The organism is Blautia sp. 2227st1_G12_2227SCRN_220401 (assembly GCF_039062885.1).
GTDB lineage: Bacteria > Bacillota > Clostridia > Lachnospirales > Lachnospiraceae > Blautia_A > Blautia_A fusiformis.
The window spans coordinates 14,182-39,671 of record NZ_JBCLNI010000017.1; the positions used below are offsets into that span (position 1 = coordinate 14,182).

25 protein-coding genes are annotated in these 25,490 nt (G+C 46.4%); 17 read left to right on the top strand and 8 right to left on the bottom strand.

The window, feature by feature from the left end; genetic code table 11:
- Window positions 1–13: 13 nt before the first annotated feature.
- The 7 genes from ABCM67_RS10005 to ABCM67_RS10035 all read left to right on the top strand — a co-directional run bounded on the left by ABCM67_RS10005 (window position 14) and on the right by ABCM67_RS10035 (window position 6,699).
- Entirely contained in the window at window positions 14–2,125 is a 2,112-nt protein-coding gene (locus tag ABCM67_RS10005) for an LTA synthase family protein (protein WP_342992833.1), read from the top strand.
- Between the two features lie 171 nt (window positions 2,126–2,296).
- Entirely contained in the window at window positions 2,297–3,595 is a 1,299-nt protein-coding gene (locus tag ABCM67_RS10010) for a folylpolyglutamate synthase/dihydrofolate synthase family protein (RefSeq protein WP_173741630.1), read from the top strand.
- On the top strand, window positions 3,592–3,744 hold the full coding sequence (locus ABCM67_RS10015) for a hypothetical protein (RefSeq protein WP_015526890.1): 153 nt from the start codon (window positions 3,592–3,594) through the stop codon (window positions 3,742–3,744). Before ABCM67_RS10010 ends, ABCM67_RS10015 begins: the two co-directional genes overlap by 4 nt.
- 10 nt (window positions 3,745–3,754) lie before the next feature.
- Window positions 3,755–5,080, top strand: coding sequence for a tetratricopeptide repeat protein (locus ABCM67_RS10020; protein WP_021650743.1), 1,326 nt, complete (start codon window positions 3,755–3,757; stop codon window positions 5,078–5,080).
- A 125-nt stretch (window positions 5,081–5,205) separates the two neighbouring features.
- Window positions 5,206–5,565, top strand: coding sequence for an anti-sigma factor antagonist (locus tag ABCM67_RS10025; protein WP_044961012.1), 360 nt, complete (start codon window positions 5,206–5,208; stop codon window positions 5,563–5,565).
- Window positions 5,549–5,974 carry an anti-sigma F factor gene (gene spoIIAB, locus ABCM67_RS10030; RefSeq protein ID WP_015526893.1) on the top strand — a complete coding sequence of 142 codons (426 nt, stop codon included), beginning with the start codon at window positions 5,549–5,551 and terminating at the stop codon, window positions 5,972–5,974. Before ABCM67_RS10025 ends, spoIIAB begins: the two co-directional genes overlap by 17 nt.
- A 2-nt stretch (window positions 5,975–5,976) precedes the next feature.
- Entirely contained in the window at window positions 5,977–6,699 is a 723-nt protein-coding gene (locus tag ABCM67_RS10035) for a SigF/SigG family RNA polymerase sporulation sigma factor (protein ID WP_021650746.1), read from the top strand.
- A 62-nt stretch (window positions 6,700–6,761) separates the two neighbouring features.
- Here ABCM67_RS10035 and ABCM67_RS10040 read toward each other — a convergent pair whose 3' ends face one another.
- Both ABCM67_RS10040 and ABCM67_RS10045 read right to left on the bottom strand, forming a co-directional pair.
- A complete protein-coding gene (locus ABCM67_RS10040; protein WP_015526895.1) occupies window positions 6,762–7,259 on the bottom strand; it encodes a QueT transporter family protein in 498 nt (165 codons plus the stop codon).
- A 169-nt stretch (window positions 7,260–7,428) separates the two neighbouring features.
- On the bottom strand, window positions 7,429–9,957 hold the full coding sequence (locus ABCM67_RS10045; RefSeq protein ID WP_195656941.1) for a leucine-rich repeat domain-containing protein: 2,529 nt from the start codon (window positions 9,955–9,957) through the stop codon (window positions 7,429–7,431).
- 332 nt (window positions 9,958–10,289) lie between these two features.
- Here ABCM67_RS10045 and rfbD point away from each other — a divergent pair, with 332 nt between their 5' ends.
- Both rfbD and ABCM67_RS10055 read left to right on the top strand, forming a co-directional pair.
- Window positions 10,290–11,141: a dTDP-4-dehydrorhamnose reductase gene (gene rfbD, locus ABCM67_RS10050; RefSeq protein ID WP_015526899.1), complete on the top strand. Its 852-nt coding sequence runs from the start codon at window positions 10,290–10,292 to the stop codon at window positions 11,139–11,141.
- A gap of 1 nt (window position 11,142) precedes the next feature.
- Entirely contained in the window at window positions 11,143–12,441 is a 1,299-nt protein-coding gene (locus tag ABCM67_RS10055; protein WP_015526900.1) for a dicarboxylate/amino acid:cation symporter, read from the top strand.
- Window positions 12,442–12,560: 119 nt separating this feature from the next.
- On the opposite strand, the gene ABCM67_RS10060 is transcribed toward ABCM67_RS10055, so the two are convergent.
- Window positions 12,561–13,478, bottom strand: a complete 918-nt coding sequence (locus ABCM67_RS10060; RefSeq protein WP_173776197.1) for a LysR family transcriptional regulator — start codon at window positions 13,476–13,478, stop codon at window positions 12,561–12,563.
- A gap of 191 nt (window positions 13,479–13,669) precedes the next feature.
- On the opposite strand from ABCM67_RS10060, the gene ABCM67_RS10065 reads away from it, so the two are divergent.
- Entirely contained in the window at window positions 13,670–14,593 is a 924-nt protein-coding gene (locus ABCM67_RS10065; protein ID WP_021977051.1) for a 4Fe-4S binding protein, read from the top strand.
- A 195-nt stretch (window positions 14,594–14,788) separates the two neighbouring features.
- Window positions 14,789–16,771, top strand: a complete 1,983-nt coding sequence (locus tag ABCM67_RS10070; RefSeq protein ID WP_044961021.1) for a sodium-translocating pyrophosphatase — start codon at window positions 14,789–14,791, stop codon at window positions 16,769–16,771.
- 123 nt (window positions 16,772–16,894) lie between these two features.
- On the opposite strand, the gene ABCM67_RS10075 is transcribed toward ABCM67_RS10070, so the two are convergent.
- The 5 genes from ABCM67_RS10075 to ABCM67_RS10095 are packed head-to-tail and all read right to left on the bottom strand — an operon-like array spanning window position 16,895 to window position 19,874.
- Window positions 16,895–17,521: a stage V sporulation protein AA gene (locus ABCM67_RS10075; protein ID WP_195274664.1), complete on the bottom strand. Its 627-nt coding sequence runs from the start codon at window positions 17,519–17,521 to the stop codon at window positions 16,895–16,897.
- Between the two features lie 25 nt (window positions 17,522–17,546).
- Window positions 17,547–17,903 carry a SpoVA/SpoVAEb family sporulation membrane protein gene (locus ABCM67_RS10080; protein WP_059085334.1) on the bottom strand — a complete coding sequence of 119 codons (357 nt, stop codon included), beginning with the start codon at window positions 17,901–17,903 and terminating at the stop codon, window positions 17,547–17,549.
- 2 nt (window positions 17,904–17,905) lie between these two features.
- Window positions 17,906–18,961 carry a stage V sporulation protein AD gene (locus tag ABCM67_RS10085; RefSeq protein ID WP_114002458.1) on the bottom strand — a complete coding sequence of 352 codons (1,056 nt, stop codon included), beginning with the start codon at window positions 18,959–18,961 and terminating at the stop codon, window positions 17,906–17,908.
- Window positions 18,958–19,416 (bottom strand): SpoVA/SpoVAEb family sporulation membrane protein, encoded by a 459-nt coding sequence (locus tag ABCM67_RS10090; RefSeq protein ID WP_173740435.1) that lies wholly within the window; start codon window positions 19,414–19,416, stop codon window positions 18,958–18,960. The genes ABCM67_RS10085 and ABCM67_RS10090 overlap by 4 nt, the downstream gene beginning before the upstream one ends.
- Before the next feature lie 41 nt (window positions 19,417–19,457).
- Window positions 19,458–19,874: a stage V sporulation protein AB gene (locus tag ABCM67_RS10095; RefSeq protein WP_015526908.1), complete on the bottom strand. Its 417-nt coding sequence runs from the start codon at window positions 19,872–19,874 to the stop codon at window positions 19,458–19,460.
- Between the two features lie 191 nt (window positions 19,875–20,065).
- Between ABCM67_RS10095 and ABCM67_RS10100 the strand changes: the two genes are divergently transcribed.
- From ABCM67_RS10100 to ABCM67_RS10125, 6 genes are all read left to right on the top strand, one after another.
- Window positions 20,066–20,797, top strand: coding sequence for a tRNA threonylcarbamoyladenosine dehydratase (locus ABCM67_RS10100; protein ID WP_110103643.1), 732 nt, complete (start codon window positions 20,066–20,068; stop codon window positions 20,795–20,797).
- Between the two features lie 117 nt (window positions 20,798–20,914).
- Entirely contained in the window at window positions 20,915–21,832 is a 918-nt protein-coding gene (gene murB, locus ABCM67_RS10105; protein ID WP_021650759.1) for a UDP-N-acetylmuramate dehydrogenase, read from the top strand.
- Window positions 21,833–22,019: 187 nt separating this feature from the next.
- Entirely contained in the window at window positions 22,020–22,898 is an 879-nt protein-coding gene (rapZ, locus tag ABCM67_RS10110) for an RNase adapter RapZ (RefSeq protein WP_015526911.1), read from the top strand.
- A gap of 48 nt (window positions 22,899–22,946) precedes the next feature.
- Window positions 22,947–23,903, top strand: a complete 957-nt coding sequence (whiA, locus tag ABCM67_RS10115) for a DNA-binding protein WhiA (RefSeq protein ID WP_015526912.1) — start codon at window positions 22,947–22,949, stop codon at window positions 23,901–23,903.
- Window positions 23,900–24,154: an HPr family phosphocarrier protein gene (locus ABCM67_RS10120; protein WP_342992834.1), complete on the top strand. Its 255-nt coding sequence runs from the start codon at window positions 23,900–23,902 to the stop codon at window positions 24,152–24,154. The genes whiA and ABCM67_RS10120 overlap by 4 nt, the downstream gene beginning before the upstream one ends.
- Window positions 24,155–24,299: 145 nt before the next feature.
- Entirely contained in the window at window positions 24,300–25,379 is a 1,080-nt protein-coding gene (locus ABCM67_RS10125) for a hypothetical protein (RefSeq protein ID WP_342992835.1), read from the top strand.
- The last annotated feature ends 111 nt before the right edge of the window (window positions 25,380–25,490 follow it).

Sequence of the window (25,490 nt, forward strand, 5' to 3'; positions counted from 1 at the left end):
AAGGAGTGTTTTAATGAAGTGGTGTAACTTTTTCAATAAGATTTCGCTGATACTTCAGGCTCTGGGCTGTGCAGTCCTGTACTTTGTGATCGAGGCCATATGCAGGCACTCGTTCACAGAGGCGTGGACCTACATGACCACAAGGCCGCTTGTATTTGCTTATAATGCAGCGTTTATCTTTACGACGATGCTGATTGTTTATCTCTTCCGAAAGAGAATTTTCTGGCGTATCTTTGTGGGTAGCTTATGGCTGTTTCTGGGAATCGTAAACGGTGTGCTTCTTCTCAACCGTGTCACACCGTTTACAGGACCGGATGTGAAGAATCTGACAGATGGTCTCAGTATTGCAAAAAAATATCTGACCCATACCCAGATGACCATAGGTGCAGTTCTTCTGGGAATTGCGGTTCTGATCCTTCTGATCATCCTGATAAGGTCGCCGAAGTACAGAGGCAAGCTGAAATACAAGGTGAATATTCCGCTGGTCCTGGTCGGGGTCCTTGCCTTTGGAGGAATCACACAGCTTGCTCTGGAAAAAAGAGTTCTTTCCAATTATTTTGGAAACATTGCCATAGCTTATGAGGATTACGGATATCCTTACTGTCTGGCAACGACGATCTTTAATACTGGAATCAGTGCCCCGAGAGACTATTCCAAAAGCGAGATCAAAAGGATCGAGAAGTCGGAAGAAAATCTTCCGGAAACGAAAGAAGGCAGTCATCCGAATATTCTGTTTTTACAGCTGGAGTCCTTTTTTGATCCTACGCTGGTAAATTATCTGGAGCTGTCAGAAGATCCTATTCCGAATTTCAGAAAGTTGATGAAGGCGTATTCCTCCGGATATTATAAGGTACCTTCCGTAGGAGCTGGAACCGCAAATACTGAGTTTGAATCCATTACCGGAATGAGCCTTCATTATTTTGGACCGGGTGAATATCCGTACAAGAGTATCCTTAAGGAAACTACCTGTGAGAGCGCACCGTATGTTCTGAAGAATCTGGGCTATACTGCTCATGCAGTACATAACAATGAGGCGAATTTCTACGGAAGAAGAAGCATTTTTCCGAATCTGGGATTTGATACCTTCACTTCGGCAGAGTACATGAAGGATGAAAATCAGAAGAACCCGTTGGGCTGGACCAAGGACAGTGTCCTCACCGATGAGATCGTCAAGTGTCTGGATTCCACAGAAGGACCTGATTATGTATATACTATTTCCGTGCAGGGACATGGAGATTATCCTTCAGAACCGGTACTGGAAAATCCGGAGATCACAGTTTCCGGGGCACCTACTGACGAGTTGAATAATAAGTGGGAGTATTATGTAAATCAGATCCATGAGATGGATAATTTTGTCAAAGAGCTGACTGACAGGCTGGCAGATTATCCGGAGGATGTGGTACTGGTCATGTATGGTGATCATCTGCCGACCATGGGACTGACCGTGGAGGATGTGGAGAATAAATATCTGTTCCAGACAGAGTATGTGATGTGGGATAATTTCGGACTTAAGAAAAAGAAAGAAAATCTTGCGGCATACCAGATGGCAGCAGAGGTTATGGACCGTGTAGGTATCCATGAGGGAAATGTTTTCAAGTATCATCAGGCAAGAAGAAATACCAAAAATTATCAGGTGGATCTGGAGACCCTGCAGTACGATCTTCTCTACGGAAAGCAGTATACATATGACGGAGCGAATCCTTTTGAGCGGACAAAGATGCGTATGGGAATCTATGATACCACGCTGGATTCCATTCAGGTTGTGTCTGAGACGGATCACACCTATTATATCCAGGGAACAAACTTTACGCCGTCCAGCCAGGTGAAGATCAACGGAGAATGGTATGATACGGTTTACGTGAATCCTACCAAGCTGATCATTACCGGAAAGGAACTGGATGATTTTGACCGGCTCTCGGTAGTGCAGCGAAGCAACAGTTCCACAAGAAAGGCCATGACAAAGAGCCATGACCGGGCGGTTTATGCGCTGCTCGCTGACAGCAAGTGGAAGCTTGACAGTGAAAAGAGCAGTTCTGATACAGGGTCAATGGAGGAAACGGATACAGCGTCAGAAACGGAATCCACAGAAGATTCCGGTGAAGAAAACAGTACAGACAACCAGTAAATGGCATAGAAAAGATACTCCGATACAAAAAATGTCGGATAAAATATTACGATTAGGACTGGACATCTTCCACCACTATTATATAATGGTATCGTAACGAACAGGAGGGGAGAAACTTTTCTCCCCAAAAGTTCTTTACGAATACATTATAGATAAGTGATGGTTTTTTTTATGAATTACGAAGAAGCAGTTGCGTATATTGAAGATATACCGAGATTTACTACTAAGAACAGCCTGGACCATACCAGAGAATGCTTAAGAAGACTTGGAGATCCGCAGAGGAAATTCCGTGTGATCCATGTGGCAGGAACCAACGGAAAGGGAAGTACCTGTGCTTTTATCACATCGGTCCTTCGGGAAGCAGGATATTCCTGCGGACTTTTTACATCTCCTCATCTGGTGGAAATCAACGAGCGTTTTCAGATCAACGAGGAAGTGATCGATGACGATACTTTCCTTCGTGCTTTTGAAAAAGTTAAAAAGCTTTCCGATGAGCTGGTTGCGGAGGGAAGCTATCATCCCACCTATTTTGAGACACTCCTTCTGATGGGAATGGTGATCTTTGCAGAAGCCGGCGTGGATTATGTAACACTGGAGACCGGTCTTGGCGGACGTCTGGATGCAACCACTGCTGTGGAGGATCCGGCAGCCTGTGTGATCACATCCATCAGCCTCGATCATATGCAGTATCTTGGAAATACAGTTTCCGAGATCGCAGGAGAGAAGGCAGGGATCATGGTGCCGGGTGTTCCGGTGATCTACGATGGAAATGATCCGGATGCGGCCGGAGTGATGCGTGAGCATGCAGAGAAGCTGGGATGTCCATATTATGAGCTGAAACGGGAAGATACAGAGATCCATAAGATCACAAAGGACGGAATCCGATTTTCTCTTAAGGACGAGACATATGGCGATACCGTATTTGATATACCGTTTATCGCCCGTTATCAGGTTATGAATGCAGCTCTTGCGGTGAAAACCATTCAGGTACTGGAAGATCAGATTCCGGTATCTCTGGAGGCTCTGAAGGCTGGTATGGCAAAAACACGCTGGCAGGGAAGGATGGAAACGGTTCTTCCGGGTGTGATCGTGGATGGCGCACATAACGAAGACGGTGTTGAGAAGTTTGTAGAGACAGCAGAACATTTCCAGAAGGAATTTCCGCTGACTCTGCTGTTTTCCGCAGTGGATGACAAGGACTATACGGATATGATCCGCACGATCTGTAGCAGGATCCGTTTTCAACATGTGATTGTCACACAGGTAGGCGGATACCGCAAAGTTCCGGTAGAAGAGCTTGCGGAGATCTTCCGTGAAGACGGAGTACCGGAAGTGGAAGCAATAGAGGATGTTCCAGCAGCTTTTGAACGGGCAGTAAAGGAAAAAGGTGAGGATGGAATGCTGTTCTGTGTAGGATCCCTTTATCTGGTCGGTGAGATCAAGGCTGTGATCAGGAGGAAAAAATTATGATCGATTACGAAGAGGAACTGAAGAAATTTGAACCATGTCTGGATGTGGCAGATGTAGAAGGTGTCATTTATGACCGGGAGATCACAGATATCATGGATGTACTCCAGGAGATGCTGCGTGAGGTCAAGAGCAACAGACGTGTAAGATAAGGAGAAGTGGATGAACTGCATAAACTGTGGAGCGTTCCTGACGGATACAGATCTGGATTATTGTCCGCACTGTGGAGCCAATGTACTGATCCAGAAGAAGGTGGATTATCTTTCCAAGCTTTATTATAATCAGGGGCTGGAAAAAGCCAGCATCCGGGATCTGTCCGGGGCGATCAGCTGTCTGAAGCAAAGTCTTGCTTATGACAAACGGAATATCCGTGCAAGAAATCTTCTTGGTCTTGTATATTTTGAGACCGGTGAGGTGGTTGCCGCACTGAGTGAGTGGGTCATCAGCAAGAATATCCAGAAGAACCGAAATCTGGCTTCAGAATATATTGCCAGGCTTCAGGCAAACCAGAACAAACTGGAAACAATCAACGAAAGCATCAAGAAATATAACAATGCCCTCGCCATGTGCAGGGAAGGCCATGAGGATATGGCGGCCATCCGCCTGAAAAAGATCCTGTCCCAGAATCCCAAGCTGATCAAGGGGTATCATCTTCTTGCTCTGATCCAGATGAAGAATCAGGAGTGGAATAAGGCGAGAAGAACCCTGAAAAAAGCAGCCAGGATCGACAAGACCAATACCACCACACTTCGTTTCCTGCGTGAAGTTGACGAGCAGACGGGTGTTACCACAAAGATGGAAAAACGGCGTAAGGGCTTGTTTGGAAATGAAAAAAATGAGAATGATAATATTTCAGGAGAAATCGTTGTAAGGCCGTCGTCTTATAAAGAAAGATCAAAGATATCACTTTTCTTTACCACGGTACTTGGATTTGCGGCAGGGGCGGCAGCATTCTGGCTCCTTGTACTGCCGGCTGTGAAACAGGATATTTACAGGCAGGCCAATCAGCAGATCATACAGTACAGTGATTCTCTTTCCAGCCAGAGCGTGGAGCTTACCAAAGCTCAGGGAGAAGCTGCCCAGTCCAGTGATACGGCAGATGCAGTTGCCAAGCAGGCAGAGGAAGAGCAGAAACGCAGTCAGAGCTATGAGGCTTTGTTTAATGCATATACTGCCATGCAGCAGGAGGATCTGGATACAGCGGCGCTGGAACTACAGAAGGTATATGTGGATACACTGTCAGATTCTGCAAAGGGGATTTACAGTACTATCAGCGGAAAGACCGGTGTAAGCGGGATCGGGAGCGGAGCTTCTGACGGAACGTCCAGTGCTGACAGCAGTACAGATGGAACAGCTGAAGCTGGAGCGGATGCCGCAGCTTCGGATGGAGAAGATACACAGAGCTCTGACGGAGATTCCGGAGAAGACAGCAGCTACAGTGACGGAGGATATGAGGATTCCTCTTACGATGGAGGTTATACAGAATAAAAAATATCATAATTCATACAGAGGAGAAACCTCGGATAAGGGGAATGTGCGTTGGCGCATTCCTCTTTTTTTACCCTTTGGTCATGAGAAATGGAATAAAAAATCAAAAATGGGGGAATGATAGAATGACATCAGGTTTTGAAAAATCCGGAACCGTGCTGACTGTACATCTTCCGGCGGAACTGGATCATCCGGCTTCTGATGAGATCCGGAGAGATTCAGACCGGATTATTGGACATAACTATATAAAAAATATGATTTTTGATTTCTCAGAGACCGTTTTTATGGACAGTTCCGGGATCGGTCTGCTGATGGGTAGGTACCGGGCACTTGGCATGAGGGGGAAATGTGTGCAGGTTGTCAATGTGAACAGTCATATTGCAAAGCTTTTACGGCTATCCGGAGTGGGAAAATATATTGAAATCTGTGGAATTAAAAAATCGGCAGGTGAACAGGAGGGTGTTTATGATGGAAAACACAAATGAAATGACGATCATTTTTGACAGCAGACCGGTAAATGAAGCACTGGCAAGAGTTGCTGTGGCTTCATTCTGCACACAGCTGAATCCTACGCTGGAGGAAATTTCGGATCTGAAGACCGCAGTATCGGAGGCAGTGACCAACTGCATCATACACGGGTATGAAGGGGAGATACATAAGATCCGGGTAGAATGTCGTCTCCGGGGGCAGGAGCTTCAGGTAGATGTGACAGATCACGGAGCCGGGATCCCGGATATCAAAAAAGCCATGGAGCCTCTGTTTACCACAAAGGCTGATAAAGACCGCTCCGGTATGGGGTTTACATTCATGGAGGCGTTTATGGATGAGCTTCAGGTGGAATCGGAGGTTGGCCGTGGAACTACAGTGCACATGAAAAAGATCATCAGGAGGTAACTATGGATCGTACTCTTGTCCTCATCGGGCGTGCACACCAGGGGGATAAAGCGGCAAGAGATCTTTTGTTTGAGGAAAATACAGGACTGATATACAGTGTGGCAAAGCGTTTTCTGGGACGAGGGGTGGAGATGGAGGATCTGTTCCAGATCGGCAGCATCGGACTTCTGAAAGCTGTGGATAAGTTTGACATGTCCTATGATGTGAAATTTTCCACCTATGCCGTTCCCATGATCATCGGAGAGATCAAACGTTATCTCAGGGACGACGGGATACTGAAGGTAAGCCGTTCTCTGAAGGAAAACCATTACAGGATCTATCAGGTGAGAGAAGCACTGACACGCCGGCTGGAGCGGGAACCTACGACGGGAGAAATGGCAGAGGAAATGGGAATTTCCATAGAAGAACTGGTAATGACCATGGAATCCGGTGCAGAGGTGGAATCTCTTCACAAAACGATCTATCAGGGTGAGGGAACGGAGATTTCTCTGATGGACAAGCTTCCGGAAAAAGAAAACCGGCAGGAAAAAGTACTGGACAGGATTTTTCTGGAAGAGATACTGGGAACTCTGGAGGCAAAGGAGCGGAGGCTGATCTATATGCGGTATTTTCAGAACATGACCCAGATGGAGATCGCCCATGAGCTTGGCGTATCCCAGGTACAGGTATCCAGAATGGAAAAGAGGATCCTGCGCAGTCTGCAGGAATCCGCAGAGAAAAAATAAAAGAGAGCCATGAGAAATGCTGCTGTTTTCTCATGGCTCCTTTTTGTGGGCAGCAGATTTAGTCAGACTGCTGCTTTTTTATGAAAAAGTACATTTTTGTATTTGGAAAGTGCTCCAAGAAGGATCATACCGATCACACCGGCTGAGATAAATTCGCCGGCTCCTACTGTGAGCATCATAAACGGGATAGGAAGGTTAATGCCATATCCGTAACGAAGCACAAGAGGAACGATCACAATGTTGGAAACGATCGGCGGGATTGGGGCTGTCCATTTGCCTGTATTGCGAAGCTTGTAGGTAAAGAATGCACCGATAAGTGTGGCAATGCTTCCGAAAATGATGTCAACCGGAATCGCACCGCCAAGAAGATTGGCGATGATACATCCCACGAACAGTCCCGGGATGGCAGCCGGTGTGAAGAACGGAAGAACGGTCAGCGCCTCGGAAAACCGGATCTGAACTTCACCGAAGCTAAGTGGCGCGAATACCAGTGTCAGGACAACATATACAGCTGCAATGGCAGCTCCCTGTACCAGAAAATGAGTACCTTTGTTTTTCATGTTTTTTATTCTCCTTTAGTTTTGTTTTACGAGTGGAAGGTCACGAACACTCGGCACATTTATAGGCGGTGACCGCCTTGTAAGCCCTGTACGACCTTGGTTTTTGCGGGCTTTTGCAGCGAAACTGAGTATAGCATAAGGGGCGTGGAAATGCAAGGTACGATCCTGACTATTTGATAACCCTGGCCTGTGTGGACAGACCCTGGCTCTGAAACAGCTTTTTGTAAGAGGAAAGTCTGCTTGCCGGAACCTTTACAGTCAGTTTTTTGTAATTATTCTGACCTGCTCTTGTGAAGATATATTTACCTGAGCTTTTGGAAGTAAGACGTCCTGTCTGTATGGTGACAGAGGTAAGGGCCTTACAGTCACAGAAAGCTTTTGTGCCGATCGCAGAAACTCGGGAACCGATTTTTACAGTACGAAGACTTGTGCATCCCTGGAAGGCTCCGGCACCTATGCTTGTGATATTTCCTGAAATCGTTACCTGTTTCAGGTTTTTACAGTTTTTGAAGGCATTGGCTGCAATGGCTGTGACTTTGTAGGTTTTTCCGTTAGCTTTGACAGTGGCCGGAATCTTTGCAGTGACAGTATTGCGTGAACGTGGTCCCTTCAGTGCTACGGAAGTCCCGGTGGTATTGACTGTGTAGACATTATAAGCATCCCGGAATGTTTTTGCAGTCTGTGGCTTTGGTGTGGCTGCAGGAGTGATCTGGAAATTTAAGGTGATGGTTCCGTAGAAATGGTAATCACCGATGATCTTCAGGGTAGCAGTTCCTGCTTTTTTATTGTTCTGGTATGTCACATGATAATCATTGATGCCAGAAAGCTTTGCTTTTCCAAGAGTTACGGTTGGAACGGGCTTTATGTCAGAGCCTGTATAGGTATATGTTTTTTTGATCCCTGTTACAGCTGCATCGGAAATATTGCATGCATAGCTGATATTGTTTTTCTTGGCATATGTAACTGCGTAAGAGCCGTACGGAGCATGGATCTTGCAAAAATATGCATGAGAGTTGACATACCCGTAGCCGCCCCACACAGCATCCGTTCCAATGCTTTTAACAGTATCAGGTATGTTGATCCTGGATAGCTTGTCACAGTAGGCGAAAGCTTCTTTTCCGATCTTTGTGACCCCTTTCTGGATGTCCACTTCTTTCAGCTCAGGAAGATAAACAAAGGCCCTTTCGGAAATACTTGTGATCCCGGGCTTTATTATTACCTTTCTGATCTGGTTTTTGATAGCTTTCCAGGAGGAATCGCTGTAGAAGGTAAACCAGCCTTTTGTTGAAGAGACCGGGTATCGGTGGTTTTCCTCTGTGGAAATAGAAAGTGGTCCGTAGCCGGAGATCGTAAGGATACCGTTTTTGAAATTCCAGGTTGCGTTGTCACCTGCGATATGGTAAGTTTTTTTGTCAGCTTTTCCGTTGTCGGAATTAATGGAATAAAAGTTCAAGGTGTTGGAGTTTGAAGCATAATAAACGACCCTGGAATCCTTTACCACAGGCTGACAGTCAGAAATCGGAGCAGCTGTTGTAAACTCTTTGCTGAGACTCTTTCCCTTTCCGTCCACAAAAAGATAATGAAGGGTGCTGGAAGAGAGCGGATCGTTAGCGGAAGAGTTTTTCTTGTTATCGTCGGAGACGTATTCTTCCCAGGAAATCATAAAACGGTTGTCATTTATTTTGGTGATCTTTACGCCCGCAAAGCTTTTTCCTCCGCCTGTAAAGTTGGTAAGCTTCCTGGTAATGGTTGCTTTTTCGGAAAAGTCAGACATTGGTGTGACGGACAGATAAAGGTTATGAGGCGTGTTTTCAGATACCTTATCATATTTGGACTGATCGATGGAAGTGCCAACGCATAATACACTGTCAGAGGAAACAGCCATGCCGTCAACGCTTGCGTAGCAGGCCAGTGCCCACACAGAAGTATGTGAGCCTCCGTATGGCAAAAGCTCTATGGTGGTGCAGGCAAGTGTAGTGCTGTCGTATCTGGAAAGAATTGTACATCGTGAACCCTCACTCTGCTCCAGTACGTAGAGATAAGAACCTTGTGATTTGATATACTGTGCAAAGGAATGCCACAGATCGCAGGAAACGATCTTTCCTTTCATGGTTGCCTGGTCGATCTCGACCATAAGGAAGCCCTGATGTCCCTGACCGACAGAGGAATCCACATATCCTTCGTGACCGGTAACAACATAGAGCTTGCCGTTGCTTTCTGTCATTTCCACACAGCCATAGTCAAAGGGCGTGCGGACCTCACCGCCAAAAAGCTTCGGGTTACTGGTAATTGCTGCTGCACCGTTCCGGTTCCAGTTTGTATCGTAGCGGATAACGCGGATGACCTCAGCGGAATCGTTTTCTTGGTTGTTTGTCTGGCCTTCTACCAGATAATATCCGTCAGATCCGGCATAAAAGCCACCCCACAGTGGAAGCTCCATGTTGATCTTGCGCTTGCTTCTGATCTTCAGATCATTATCGTAATATTCAACGCCGACAGAATTTTTCTGGTGGAAGACCCTCATGTATCCGCCGGAAACAGGAATAAGATCAGAGGTACGGCGTAACCTGACATTGAGATTGTCCTGTGCGGTTGGCGTAAGAGAGCCTGCCCTGGCTGTCTGTGGAAACAGGATCAGACAGAAGCAAAGACAGCAGAACAGAAATAGCAGAGATGTTAATTCTTTTAGCTTTTTCATAAGTTTCTCCTTTGTATGTGTTTTTAGATGATCTCCTGTTTAGATTATAATTCATGGGACAGAATTTACAATACAAAATCGGGAGTTATGGAACTTTCGATCCTCAGGATTTCTGTAAATTCTGTTCACAAAAACATCTTGAGGAAATACTGCCGGTGGGCAGTAACATCAGCAGCAGGAACCTTATGGAAACAGGGGCTTTTTTCTTGACAGTTTTTTGTGATATTGATAAAATATATTTCAGTATATAGGTTAAAGGGGCATTGGTTTTGATCTAAATCAATGTCTCTTTATTTTATATATCACACATATTACACCAGGGAGGTAGAAAGATGTTAAAAGTATGGATCGCAGGTGCCAACGGACAGATCGGACGGGCACTGAATGATGTTCTGGATCCAATGCAGATCGAGACTCTGAACACAGATCTTGATGAGCTGGATATCACAGACACAGATGAAGTGATCAACTTCGGTTCCATTAACCGTCCGGATGTGATCATCAACTGCACCGGTATCACAGATACCGATGAGTGTGAGAAGAATCCGGAACATGCATACCGTGTCAACGCACTGGGAGCAAGAAACTTAAGCATCGTGGCAAGAAAATGCGGGGCAAAGATCGTCCAGCTTTCCACAGATGATGTTTTCGACGGAAAGAGCAAAAAACCGTATACAGAGTTTGACGATACCAATCCGCTGACTGTTTACGGCCGTTCCAAGAGAGCCGGAGAGAACTATGTAAAAGAGTTTACACACAAACATTTCATTATCCGAAGCAACTGGGTATACGGAAAAGGCGGAAACAATTTTGTAAACCGTGTGCTGGAGACAGCAGAAAAAGGCCAGGCGCTTTCCGTTGCTTCGGATCAGTTCGGATCACCGACCAGCGCCAAGGATCTGGCAAGAATGATCCTGTATCTTATCGATACCAACGAATATGGAACTTATCACGTAACCTGCAGCGGTGTATGCAACCGTTATGAGTTTGCAACCGAGATCCTTCGCCTTGCAGGAAAGGAGATCGAACTGAGATCCGTGCCGACAGAGCAGTCAGATCTTTCTTCTGTCAGACCGCCATATGCTGTCCTTGATAATTTTATCCTCCGTATTATTGAAGTGTATGACATGCCGGACTGGAAAGCATCGCTGAAAGAATATATGGATGAAAGAGCGGAGGACTAGAATGAAAGAGAAAAATATAAAAGAGAAAACACAGCAGAAAAAGAAAATGGGCCTTACCACGAAGATCTTTGTGGCGCTGATCGCAGGTGCGATACTGGGAATCATTCTCTGTTACCTGGTTCCTGACAGCAGCTTCAAGAAAGATGTGATCGTGGAGGGAATCCTTTATGTGATCGGACAGGGATTTATCCGTCTGATGAAAATGCTGGTTGTACCGTTGGTATTCTGTTCCCTTGTCTGCGGAAGTATGTCCATCGGTGATACCAAGAAGCTTGGAACCGTAGGTGTGAGAACACTGGTATTTTATTTGGCGACTACAGCTCTGGCTGTTTCGGTTGCTCTGACGGTAGGTAATCTGATCAATCCGGGTGTGGGACTTGATATGAGCTCTATTCAGTCCTCCGCTTCCTCTGTGGAGACTATGGAGGCTACCTCTCTTACGGATACCATCCTGAATATCATTCCGGACAATCCGATCAATTCCCTGGCAAGCGGAACCATGCTTCAGGTTATCGTATTTGCCCTGATCGTGGGTGTGATCCTTGCGAAAATGGGAGAGCGCGCAGAGACAGTAGCGAACTTTTTCAGCCAGTTCAATGACATCATGATGGAGATGACCATGATGATCATGGCACTTGCACCGATCGGTGTATTCTGCCTTATCAGCAGAACCTTTGCAAACATCGGTTTCAGCGCGTTTATCCCGCTGGCAAAATATATGATCGGTGTTCTCCTTGCATTGGCGATCCAGTGCTTCGGCGTATACCAGATCCTGCTGAAGATCTTCACAGGACTGAATCCGATAAAATTCATCAAGAAATTTTTCCCGGTTATGGCATTTGCATTCTCAACAGCTACATCCAATGCCACGATCCCGATGTCCATTGATACCCTGTCCAAAAAAGTGGGTGTTTCCAAGAAGATTTCTTCATTCACCATTCCTCTTGGAGCTACCATCAACATGGACGGTACCTCTATCATGCAGGGTGTTGCCGTAGTATTTGCGGCACAGGCTTTTGGTATCCACTTAAGTCCGATGGATTATGTGACAGTTATCGGAACTGCAACCCTTGCTTCCGTAGGAACTGCCGGTGTACCAAGTGTTGGTCTTGTTACTCTGACCATGGTATTTAACTCTGTAGGACTTCCGGTTGAGGCAATTGGTCTGATCATGGGTATTGACCGTATCCTGGATATGACCAGAACAGCGGTTAACATTACCGGTGATGCAGTCTGCACAACCATCGTTGCACACCAGAACGGTGCACTGGATAAAAACGTGTTCAACGAATCAAACTAAATATCCGGTTCAAAAAAAGATCCGACCCTGTCGGGTGAGAAAAAAACGAAAAACGGCTGTACATATCGTAAGAGCGATATGTGCGGCCGTTTTTTTACTGGATCAGGTAAGTCCCCTGCTTATTCCTGTTCCAGAACACCCATGACAGAGGGCAGTTCTAGCTGCTGATAGGTGTGAAGGATCTTTTCCAGCTCAAAGATAGCAGGGGTAAGAAATTTATTCTTGTGATAGACCAGCTTGAATTTCCGGTTCCATTCCCCTGCTTCGTTGCAGAAGACCCGGACTGAACGGTGACGGATCTCATGATGCATAAGACGTATGGACATAACAGAGAGCATTTGGTTATACAGCACTGCGTTCAGCAGTGCCTGCGGACTGTTGGCTTCCCAGGCAGTCCGGATTTTCAGATCATGGCGAAGGGTGTAATCCTCAAAAAGCTGTCTGGTACCGCTTCCATATTCCCGGACTGCAAATTTCTGGTTGTTTAGCTCCTGGACATGGATGCGTCCTCTGCGGTAAAACGGATGTTTTTTTCCGGCGGCAAGGACCAGACAGTCGTCGATGATGGGAAGAACGACAAGGTCCGGGGAATGAATCTCACCTTCTACCACAGCAGCGTCCAGCTCAGAACGCAGAAGCTTCTGTTCGATATTTTGCGTGTTGGTGACAAAGGAGTAAACGTCAAGGTCCGGGATTTTTTTCTGCAGATCCAGGATAATGGATGGGGTCAGGCAGGTTCCCACAGTGAGGGTGGAGCCAAGCTTCAGGGTGGAAGACTGTCCCTGGTTCTGCATCAGCTCTTCCAGCTGCTGAAACTGGCGGATCATTTCACGGGCATGGGGAAGAAGAAGCTTTCCCCGTTCTGTGAGATAAAGCTTTTTTCCAAGACGTTCAAAGAGAAGGCCGTTATAATGAGCTTCCAGCTCACGGATGGCCTGACTGACTGTTGGCTGGGAAAGATAAAGATGTTTGGCAGCAGCACTCATGGAGCCCTGTTCCGCAACGGCCGCAAAAACAGTGAGATGGCGGATGGTCATATGGAATCTCCTTTTATTGTAAATTGGTATATAGGTAAAACCTATCATTTTTATAAAATAATATCATTTCTCAAATACATCTTCAAGTGGTATAGTAGGAAGTACGTGAAAACGATTTCAACATTGCAAAATACAGGGCAACGATACCATGGGAAAGTATCGGAATACCGGTGAGACCAGGAGGAGGAAATATGTCAGCATTAACTGTAAGCAAAGAGGAAGAGAAAAGACTGAAGGGGCAGGGTTTTTTAAATAACCGGGGAACCGATGAATTTTCTGCACGGGTGATCACTGTAAACGGAAAGGTGACAGCGGCACAGCACAGATGTATGGCGGAAGCAGCAGAGAAATTCGGCAACGGAAATCTTACCTACACGACCAGGCTCTCCGTGGAGATCCAGGGAATCCCCTATGAAAAGATCGAAGAGTTTCAGGAATTTATTGCGAAGGAAGGTCTTGAGACAGGAGGAACAGGAGCAAAGGTCCGACCGGTAGTATCCTGCAAGGGAACCACCTGTCAGTATGGACTTCTGGATTCCTATGCAATTTCAGAAGAGATTTTCCGGAGATTCTATAAAGGCTACCGTCAGGTTGCACTGCCGCATAAATTTAAGATCGCAGTAGGCGGATGCCCGAATAACTGTGTGAAACCAAATCTGAACGATGTGGGGATCATCGGACAGAGGATTCCGCACTTTGACAGCGAGGCCTGCAAGGGCTGTAAAAAATGTGCCATTGAAGCTGCATGTCCAAACAAAGTGGCGAAAGTCGTTGACGGGAAACTGCATATTGATGAGGAGCTTTGCAGACACTGCGGAAGGTGTGTGGGAAAATGTCCATTCCATTCCATCCCGGACGGTACCTACGGATTCAAGATCTATATCGGTGGACGCTGGGGAAAGAAAATTTCTCATGGAAAGGCCCTGAACCGGATCTTTACGTCAGAGGAAGAGGCACTGGATGTTATTGAGAAGGCAATCCTGCTTTTTAAGGACCAGGGATTAAAGGGAGAACGTTTTGCCGAGACTATAGAACGAATTGGATTCGAAAATGCAGAAAAACAATTATTGGAAAAAAATCTTCTGGAAAGAAAAATGGAAATTTTGTCCAAATAGAGATATAAAAAACTTCCTATTATATAAGCTGTCTGAAACTGAAAAAATGCGAGCAATAATATAAAAAATTTTTATCCCATTTATATAAATTTTTATTATATCACAATATTAACAAAAAACTAAGTGAAAATTCTATTTGAAATATGCAAAATAATGTGATAAAGTATTAACAATACATGAACGGAGGTAAAAAGAGTGGAAAACTACATGTATTTGGTGCCGGTGGCAGCAGTACTGGCACTTCTGTTCGCAGCATACCTTGCAGCGAAGGTCAGCAAGCAGGATGCAGGAACAGACAGAATGAAGGAGATCGCAGGTGCGATCGCAGAAGGTGCCCGCGCCTTCTTAACAGCAGAGTACAAGATCCTGGTTATTTTTGTAGCCGTACTTTTTGTACTGATCGGAATCGGAGTTGGAAGCTGGGTAACAGCAATCTGCTTCGTAGTAGGTGCTCTGTTTTCAACAATCGCAGGATACTGCGGTATGACCGTTGCAACAAAGGCTAATGTAAGAACAGCAAATGCAGCAAAAGAGGGAGGAATGAACAAGGCTCTTTCCATTGCATTCTCCGGCGGTGCTGTTATGGGTATGTGTGTTGCAGGTCTTGGTGCACTGGGTGTCAGCGTTGTGTATATCATCACAAAGAACGTTGACGTACTTTCTGGATTCAGCCTTGGTGCTTCTTCCATCGCACTGTTTGCACGTGTTGGTGGTGGAATCTATACAAAGGCAGCTGACGTAGGAGCTGACCTTGTAGGTAAGGTTGAGGCAGGAATCCCGGAGGATGACCCTCGTAACCCGGCTGTTATCGCGGATAACGTAGGTGATAACGTAGGTGATGTTGCCGGTATGGGTGCAGACCTTTTTGAGTCCTATGTAGGATCTCTGGTATCTGCCCTTACACTTGGTGCGGTAGCCGGAGCAGTTTCCGGTGTTCTCTATCCGCTGGCTATTGCAGGCTGTGGACTGATCGCATCCATCATTGCAACATTCTTTGTAAAAGGTGATGATAATTCCAATCCGCAGAAAGCCCTCACAAGAGGAAGCTATGTATCTGCAGCACTTGTTATCATCGTGTCCCTGATCCTCAGCAAGACTCTCTTCGGAGACATGAAGGCAGCCATTGCTGTGATCGCAGGTCTTGTTGTCGGTGTCATCATCGGAAACATTACAGAGTATTACACATCTGCAGATTATAAACCGGTTCAGGGAATCGGCGAGCAGTCTGAGACAGGTGCAGCTACAACTATCATCAGTGGTATCGCAGTAGGTATGAAATCTACAGCATTCCCGATCCTGCTGATCTGTGTTGGTATTTTTGTAGCATACGGTGTGGATGGATTATACGGAATCGCTCTTGCAGCAGTTGGTATGCTTTCCACAACAGGAATCACAGTTGCCGTTGACGCGTATGGACCCATCGCTGACAATGCCGGTGGTATTGCAGAGATGTCAGGTCTGGATGAGTCAGTTCGTGAGATCACAGATAAGCTTGATTCTGTAGGTAACACAACAGCAGCTATGGGTAAAGGCTTCGCAATCGGTTCCGCAGCTCTTACAGCGCTTGCTCTGTTTGTATCTTATGCGAATGCAGTAAATCTGGATGCAATCAATATCCTTGCTCCTCGTGTTACGATCGGTATCTTTATCGGTGGTATGCTTACATTCCTCTTCTCGGCCTTCACAATGGAATCCGTTTCCAAGGCTGCTTACAAGATGATCGAGGAAGTAAGACGCCAGTTCCGTGAGAAACCGGGTATCATGAAGGGTACCGAGAAACCGGATTACAAATCATGCGTTGCGATCTCCACAACAGCAGCTCTTCACGAAATGATGCTTCCTGGAATCATGGCGGTCGTTGTTCCGGTTATCGTAGGTGTTGTTCTTGGCGTTGAGGCTCTTGGAGGACTTCTTTCCGGTGCTCTTGTAACAGGTGTACTGATGGCGATCTTCATGTCCAACGCAGGTGGTGCATGGGATAATGCAAAAAAATACATCGAGACAGGTCATCATGGCGGAAAAGGCAGCGAGGCGCACAAAGCAGCCGTTGTCGGCGATACAGTCGGCGATCCGTTCAAAGATACATCAGGGCCTTCCATTAACATCCTGATCAAGCTTATGACTATTGTATCACTGGTATTTGCTCCTCTGTTCTTATCCATCGGAGGACTTCTGTAAATATCATTTCAGAAAAAAAGTAAACCCATATTATATAAAAAAAGCTCTTTGCAGAGAAATCTGCAGGGAGCTTTTTTTGTGCGACAGGCGGCGGAATTGTACGGATATGAGAGTGGACTCTGGTTATGAGTCAGTTTCTGGATTTTCTGTTCGTGCAGCCTGTTCAATCAGTGTCCGGTTTACATCATCCTCATAGGTCCGCATCTGCACCTGCATAGGTGTGGGATCATCGCTTAGCTTCAGATGCCCGAAATGATTAAAGAAGATCAGTACGCCGAGGCCGATCCCGATGGAGTAGGAAATCTCCAGGATGGTAAAGCCGGAGGAACTTTTTCCCGTAACAAGAGTGTAAAACTGGCTAAAAAGGCTGCCCATATCTACGTCATTATTAAAGGTCATAATGGAAAAAGCGGCGCCGAAAAAGGAAACCAGGCATACAAAAAGGATTTTCACATACCGGAAAATTTTCCCTGTGGCAGAGCTGATGCAGTAGGTGATGATAAAATCCGTTTCCCCGATGGGAGAAATATCAATGGAGGGTTCCCGATTCTGGATCTTTTTCAGAAGATCCGAGACAGACATCACATAGCGTCCGGGCTTTTTCGCATCCAGAACGATCACAGGCATGACCCGCAGACGATTGAGGATTTTGGGGTCACTCATGGAAAGTGCAGCGATATCCTGAAGATATACATGTGGGTTGGTGACTTCAATGTTCTGATCCAGCTGCAGATAAAGAGTATCACTCATGAGAAAAAACTCCTTTCCCGGAATATTATTTTTTCATTTTTGGACGGAAGAAGAGACTGGCCAGATAAGAGAAGATCAGGGCGGAGGAAACTCCGGCAGCACAGGCAGTGAAGCCTCCTGTAAAAAGCCCAAGGATGCCGTCTTCTTCAATGGCTTTTTTCATACCCTCCCATAATACATGTCCGAAACCGATCAGCGGGACGGAGGCCCCGGCACCTGCAAAATCCACCAGCGGCCGGTAGACGCCAACGGCACTTAACAGGGCGCCGCTACATACCAGAAGTACCATCACACGGCCAGGCATCAGCTTTGTCTTGTCCAGAAGGATCTGAATCAGGGCACAGACAAGGCCGCCGAACCAGAATGCGTTAAAGTAATCCATGCTCATACCTCCATATGCTCGATGACAACTCCGTGGGCAATACCCGGAATACTGTCACCTTCATTAAAGCTTACTTTGGAAAGAAGCGCTCCTGTTGGTACAAAAAGGATCCGCTTCCATTCTCCGGATACAATCTTCGGAAGGATATAGGAGGCAAGGACTACAGCAGAACAGCCGCAGCCGCTTCCTCCTGCGTGGGTGTCCTGAGAAGGATCGTCATAGATCAGGATACCGCAGTCTTTATGAATGGGAGAAAGTCGGATATTTTGTTCCTCCAGAAGATCTAGGAGAATTTTCTGCCCGATGATTCCTAGATCCCCGGTAAAGACGGCATCATAATCCGAAGGCGTCCGCCCGAAATCCGAAAAGCTTCGTGCAATGGTATCGCAGGCTGCAGGAGCCATACAGCCTCCCATGTTCATGGAATCCCTGAGACCGTAATCCATCACACGGCCGGCAGTAAGGCCGGTGATAGCAGCACAGCCTTTGCCGGAGCGCAGAGGAGCTTTTTCTCCGGGAGGAGATGTACTTAGGATACAGGCACCGCTTCCGGTTACTGTCCAGGTGGCAGAAAACGGCCGCTGGTTTCCGTATCCCAGAGGAAAACGAAATTCTTTTTCCGCACTTGCGAAATGGCTGGAGGTGGCACATAAGACCCGTGTGCCGAATCCGGCGGTCAGAGCAAGGGAACCGAGAGAAAGTGCTTCCCCTATGGTGGAGCAGGCGCCGTAAAGACCGTAAAAGGGAATTCCAAGTCCAGCGGAGCCGAAACAGGTGGCTGATGTCTGAGCGAGAAGATCTCCGGCGAACATCAGATGGATATCTTCGGAGCTCAGTCCGGCTTTGCTTATGGCCTGAGTGGCAGTTTCTTTCTGCAGTGTGCTTTCCGCAGATTCCCAGGTGTCACAGCCAAACATGGGGTCTTCACAGACCAGGTCAAAAAGATTTCCAAGAGGACCGTCCGCCTCTTTCTGACTGACGATGGATGCGGCGCTTTCGATATACAAAGGCTGTGAAAATGCAATGCTGGCTGCGCCAAGTCTGAGATTTTTGCTCATGATATCACCTCCAGGATCTTCAGGATATAATAGATCACACCCAGTCCCCAGGCGCTTAAGATGCCGTAGAGGATCACAGGACCTGCAATAGTAAAGATCTTGCACCCTATGCCGAAAACCTGTCCTTCTGCCCGGAACTCAATGGCGGATGCAGCCACTGAGTTGGCGAATCCGGTAATGGGAACAAGACTTCCTGCACCGCCGAATTTGCCGATTTTGGGATAAATACCAAAGCCTGTGAGAAGGACGCTTAAGAGAATGAGAAGGACAGAACACCAGGTTCTGGAATCGGAAGCATCTGCACCGAGAGCCCGTGCTGTGTTTAAGATAACCTGTCCAAGAAGACAGATCAGTCCGCCTGTGAGAAAAGCTTTTGCCATATTCAGCGGCAGACTGTGGGTGGGAGTAAGCTGTTTGACATATTGTTCATATTTTTTTTTGTTGATATTTTGCATATGGAAAATCCTTTCGTGAGATGGTAGAGTGACAGTAAGAATTACATCCAGCTCATGGCATAATAAAACAGGGAGCCCAGGGCTTTTCCGGCAGCAATGGAAATTATTACCGGAGAAAGCCCCTGAGAGAGCTTCAGCCGTCTGGCAAAGACGGGAAAGACTTTTGCGATCTCTGCCAGTGCAAGGATCCAGCCGCCCAGGAAAATTCCGAAAAATACTCCGCAGACAGCCAGGAAAAAAGGTCCCAGCGGAATTCTGATCGGAAACAGGGTGACGACGGTTCCGGCAACTGTTCCCAGAAGTGTCAGATCTTCATAAAGAAAAATCTGGTCAGCTGTATGCGTGATACCTGCATAGCGGGGAACAATGGAAAGGCCGATCAGCAGTCCGGAGACACCTCCTGCAACGATGATCCCGGCACAGAAACCGATAAAGCACAGAATCAGCTGTTGAAGCATGGACAGAACCTCCTTGTGGGATTGTATGGGAATAGTATGAGAAAATATAAATTTTTTATGCGAAAATCTTAAAAAACAAGAATATCTGTACATTTACGGACAGAGATAGTATAATAAAAAAGAATATGGACAGCGGCGGACAGGCGCTGTCTTTCTCAATCAAAAGAAAAAACAGTGTCAGGAGGACGGATATGCAGGATGCTTTTTCACGTATGGAATTGCTCGTTGGAAATACAGGTGTAAAAAAACTCAGCAGGGCGAAAATTGCAGTATTCGGTCTTGGCGGAGCCGGATCACAGGTGGCAGAGTCACTTGCGCGCTGCGGTGTAGGGAGTCTGACACTGATCGATCATGAAAAGATCACATTGACGAATATCGGAAGCCAGGTGCTGGCACTTCATTCTACTCTGGGAATGAGCAAGGTAGAGGCGGCCAAGAAGAGAATCCGGGATATTGATGAGAATATTTTGGTGCATACCTACGAAACCTTTTATAATGAGGAGACTGCGGGAATGTTTGAATTACGTTCCTTTGATTATATTGTGGATACAATGGGAACACTGTCGTCAAAACTGCTTCTGATCAGCAGAGCAAGGGAGGGACGTGTGCCTGTGATCTCCTGCCTGGACATCGGGGACAAGATAGACCCGTCTAGACTTGAGGTTGCGGATATCAGCAGGACCACAGTATGCCCGGCGGCCAGGATCATAAAAAAAGAACTGCGTAAACAGGGAATACGTAAACTCAAAGTACTGTATTCCAGAGAACAACCGGCAAAAGAAAAGCTTTTCAGACGGAGAAGAACTATGGTGAAGAAGCCTGCCGAAGGAAATATTTCCTTTGTGACAGGGACTGCGGGATATCTGCTGGCGGGAGAAGTTGTGCGGGATATACTGTCAGCCGGAAACGCTTCACACAGCTGACAGCAAATGAGAAATTGAGCGCAGATCACGGACAGATCCAGTTCATGAGCATGAGTCAAGGCGGAACAGTAATGTCTGCTTTACAGAAATAAAACAGAAAGACTGAGGAAATAAAAAGTGAATTCAGAAATCATAAAAAAGTTCTGCGATCTTCTTGGAGAAGAACGTGTTTTTACAGGCGAAGCAATGAGCCGTCATACAACTTTTAAGATCGGAGGTCCGGCGGATTATTTTCTGATGCCGGATAAAGACACAGATGTGGGTCGTATCGTAAAAATCTGTAAAGAAAGTGCGATCCCTTATTTTATCCTCGGAAACGGAAGCAATCTTCTGGTAGGAGACGGCGGTTACCGTGGCGCGGTTATCCAGATCTACAAAAATATGTCTGCCGTTACCGTAGAAGGAACAGAGATCACCGTACAGGCAGGTGCGCTGCTTTCATCGGTGGCAGCAGCAGCAAAAAATGCAGCTCTTACAGGCTTTGAGTTTGCAGGCGGGATCCCGGGAACTATGGGCGGTGCGGTTGTGATGAATGCAGGTGCCTATGGCGGCGAGATGAAGGATGTTCTCACAGAGGTAACTGTGATGGATGAGGAGGGAGAGATCGTTACCCTTCCGGCAGATAAACTGGAATTGGGATATCGTACCAGCATCATCAAAACCGCAGGTTATATCGTGCTGGAAGCAAAGCTACAGCTGAAGGAGGGAAATCCGGAAGTGATCCGTGAGACCATGAAAGATCTGACGATCCGTCGTACCACCAAACAGCCGTTGGAGTATCCCAGTGCTGGAAGTACCTTTAAGAGACCGGAGGGATATTTTGCAGGTAAGCTGATCATGGACAGCGGTCTTGCTGGATATCAGGTAGGTGGTGCACAGGTTTCTGAGAAACACTGTGGCTTTGTGATCAATGCAGGCGGTGCAACTGCCAGGGATGTCCGCACGCTGATGGATAATGTCAGGGATATCGTTTATAAGAAATATGGAGTTACGCTGGAACCGGAGGTGAAGTTCCTGGGTGATTTTGAAGCCTGATGACCATTTCTGGTACATCGTTTTCAAAATAATTATACCACTTACTTGTCTGTGGATCCGATCGCACAGACCTAAAAGGCTCAGCGTAGTCCGGCTTTCAGGTACCCAGGATATGAAACAGAGGGAACAGGAATGCGTATGTACGCTTTGCAGATAACGGAAGAAGAAATGGAAAGGAAGAGAGACTATGCGTTTTGTGATCGTTACAGGAGTGTCAGGAGCAGGAAAAACAGCTGCACTTAAAATGTTGGAGGATATGGGATATTTCTGCGTGGATAATCTTCCAATCCAGCTTCTGGAAAAATTTGCTTCCCTTCTTCCTGAGATGCAGAGCGAAAATGTTAGAAATGTGGCTCTGGGGATCGATGCCAGAAGCGGAAGTGCCCTTGATGAACTGGAAGTAGTTCTGGACCGTATGAAGCAGACCGGGTATGATTACGAGATCCTGTTTATGGATGCAGAGGATTCTGTCCTTGTAAAACGCTATAAAGAATCCAGAAGAAGCCACCCGCTGGCAAGAGCAGGGAGAGTGGATGAGGGAATCCGCCTGGAACGTGAGAAAACAAAATTTCTCCGGAAACGTGCGGATTATATCATTGATACCAGCCATCTGCTTACCAGGGAGCTTCGCCAGGAAATCGAAAAGATCTTTGTGGATGACAGAGAGTTCAGCAATATCATGATCTCTGTGCTTTCCTTCGGCTTTAAGTATGGAATCCCGGCAGATGCAGATCTTGTGTTTGATGTGCGATTTCTTCCCAATCCCTATTATGTGGATGAACTGCGTCCTCTGACAGGCCTTGACGATGAAGTGTTCAATTATGTGATGGCCAGTGATACGGCGAAAGCCTTCGCGGACAAACTGGAGGATATGATCCGTTTTCTGATCCCTAACTACATTAAAGAAGGGAAAACAAGCCTTGTGATCGGTATCGGATGTACAGGGGGAAAACATCGTTCTGTTACTATTGCCAGAGAACTTTTTTCCAGGCTTTCCAAATCGGATGAATACGGCATCCGCCTGGAGCACAGGGATGCGGAGAAGGACAGACTTCTGAAAAAATAACTGCCGCGATGAAAAGGGTGGCAGGGAAACAGTAAAAGAGGGTTCGGGATGTCATTTTCAGGAAAAGTCAAAGAAGAACTTGCAGGACAGCTTAGTCTGGCCAGGCATTGTCAGGTGGCAGAACTGGCGGCACTGCTCTGCGGCTGCGGCCGTGTGGAAAAAATGTCGGATGGAAACAGAAAACTATGGATCCAGACAGAAAATGAAGCAGTTGCAAGAAAAAGCTTTACATTATTGCGAAAAACCTTTAATATAGAGACAGCGATTGTTATCCGGGAAGGGTCTCATCTCAAACGGGGTAAGGTATATCTTGTTGAGGTTACGGATCCTGCCAGAACAGAGGAAGTACTGCAGGGGACAAAGCTTTCTGTGGATAACGAAACCGGTTTACTTGAAATGGATAATTCGCTTGTGGTTCAGATGAACTGTTGCAAGCGGGCATTTATTCGCGGTACTTTTTTGTCGTCCGGTTCGATCAGTGATCCAGAGAAAGGGTATCATTTTGAGATCGTGTGTCCGGACAGCAGGAAAGCGGAACAATTACAGGGGATTATCCGCAGTTTTCACGTAGAAGCTAAAATTGTGGTGCGCAAGAAATCATATGTGGTCTATGTGAAGGAAGGCGCGCAGATCGTTGACATGCTGGCAGTCATGGAGGCGAACGTAGCCCTTATGGATCTGGAGAACATCCGGATACTTAAGGAAATGCGTAACACGGTAAACCGTAAGGTGAACTGTGAGGCTGCGAATATCAATAAAACGGTAAATGCGGCAGTGAGACAGGTGGAAGATATACAGCTGATCAGCAGAACTATCGGCTTTGAGAGCTTAAGCGATGGACTGGCACAGATAGCCAGGCTGAGACTGCAGTATCCGGATGCCACACTGAAAGAATTAGGTATGATGTTGAATCCGCAGGTGGGCAAATCAGGTGTGAATCACCGGCTTCGCAAGCTGAGTGAGATCGCAGATGAGCTGCGGGAGAACAAGGAGGAGCTATTATGATTAAAAAAACAATCACTATCAACTTATCCACTGGACTGGAGGCAAGACCTGTAGCACAGCTTGTTCAGGTGGCAAGCCAGTTTAACAGTGAAATTTATGTTGAGATTGGCAAAAAAAGAGTCAATGCAAAGAGCATTATGGGAATGATGACCCTGGGACTTGACGCTGGAGAAGAGATTACACTGTCTGCCAACGGTGATGATGAGAATGCAGCGATGGAGAGCATTGAACAGTATTTAAGCAACCAGTAATCAGTTGGGACAGAGCAGTCCGCGGAAAAGGGTAGATTCCTGCGGATGTGGAATATAAAGGGATACAGACGGAAAGGAAGACCGATTCCCGCTGTATCCCTTTACGCTTCAAAGTACCTACAAATATGAAAGAGGAAGATTACCTATGTCAAAAGTATTGAAATTTATCGTACATTTTGTTGTGATATGCACACTGATCTGTGTACTGGGACTTGCTCTTCCGCCGTTCTTCGGGGTGAGAACAGTGATCGTGGATAAATCCGATAAGGCAACGAACCTCCCAGTCGGATCTGTTACATATGCGATCCCGGAGAAGAGTTCTGCGATCAGCGCAGGTACTCCGATCCTTGTACAGAAAGATTCCGAGACATATAAATATACGATCACCAATCTCGATGCCTCCAAGGGAACCGGAACAGTAACAGATCAGTCCGTTTCCGGAGGAAAGACTTTTACCATTAAGGTTGGAGATTATGTTCCAAAAGTTGTAGTTACCATTGGCTATGTGGGATATCTTATGGTGGCTACAGAAAGTATTGAAGGCCTGATCATTCTTGGTCTGGTCGTATTGTTCCTGATCATCCTGTATGTGATCGCAGAACTCTGGAAGAAAGAGCCGGATGATATTGAGGAAGATGTGAACGATCCGGAACCGGGTTATGTGAAGTCCAGGAAAGAACTGAAGCAGGAAGAAAAAGCACGTGCCAGAAGAATGAAGGAAGAAGAAAAAGAGATCATTCAGGAAGAAAAGGCACGAAAACACAAAAATAAAAAAGCAGATAAGCGTAAGGTCCGTACGGGCGGTTTCGTAGATGAGATTGACGAGGAGGATGTTACAGGCTATTCGGAGAATAAAAAGAAGGTTGCCATACAGCAGACTGCACAGACTGCCGCAAGTGAAGCTCATGCGGAACTTAAGAAAGAGATTGCAGCAGCCACTTCAGAAGAAGCAGATATGCTTTCCAGACTGGAAATGGCAGAACGTACGGTTGAAGAAAACAGAAAGCCGCATCCGGCCGGAAAGGTCGAAGAGGTTCCGGAAGAGGAAGAGGAGCCGGTTACCATTGGAAGCCTTGCGATGCCGTCTTATTCCGCAGCGCAGCTTGCAAGCCGCGTAAAGAAGGCCGGTGATGCACCGGATATCGTTAAGGATGACATCACGAAGGTTACACTGTTTGATTACTCGGATATCATCAGTGGTGATGTGGACGATATGGAAGAATAAAATAAGTACCTATTATATAAGAAGAAAATGGTTCAGAAATGAGCCATTTTCTTCTTTTTTAAAAAAAATCAAAAAAATTTAAAAAAAGGCTTGCATTCTGAAGAATCATCG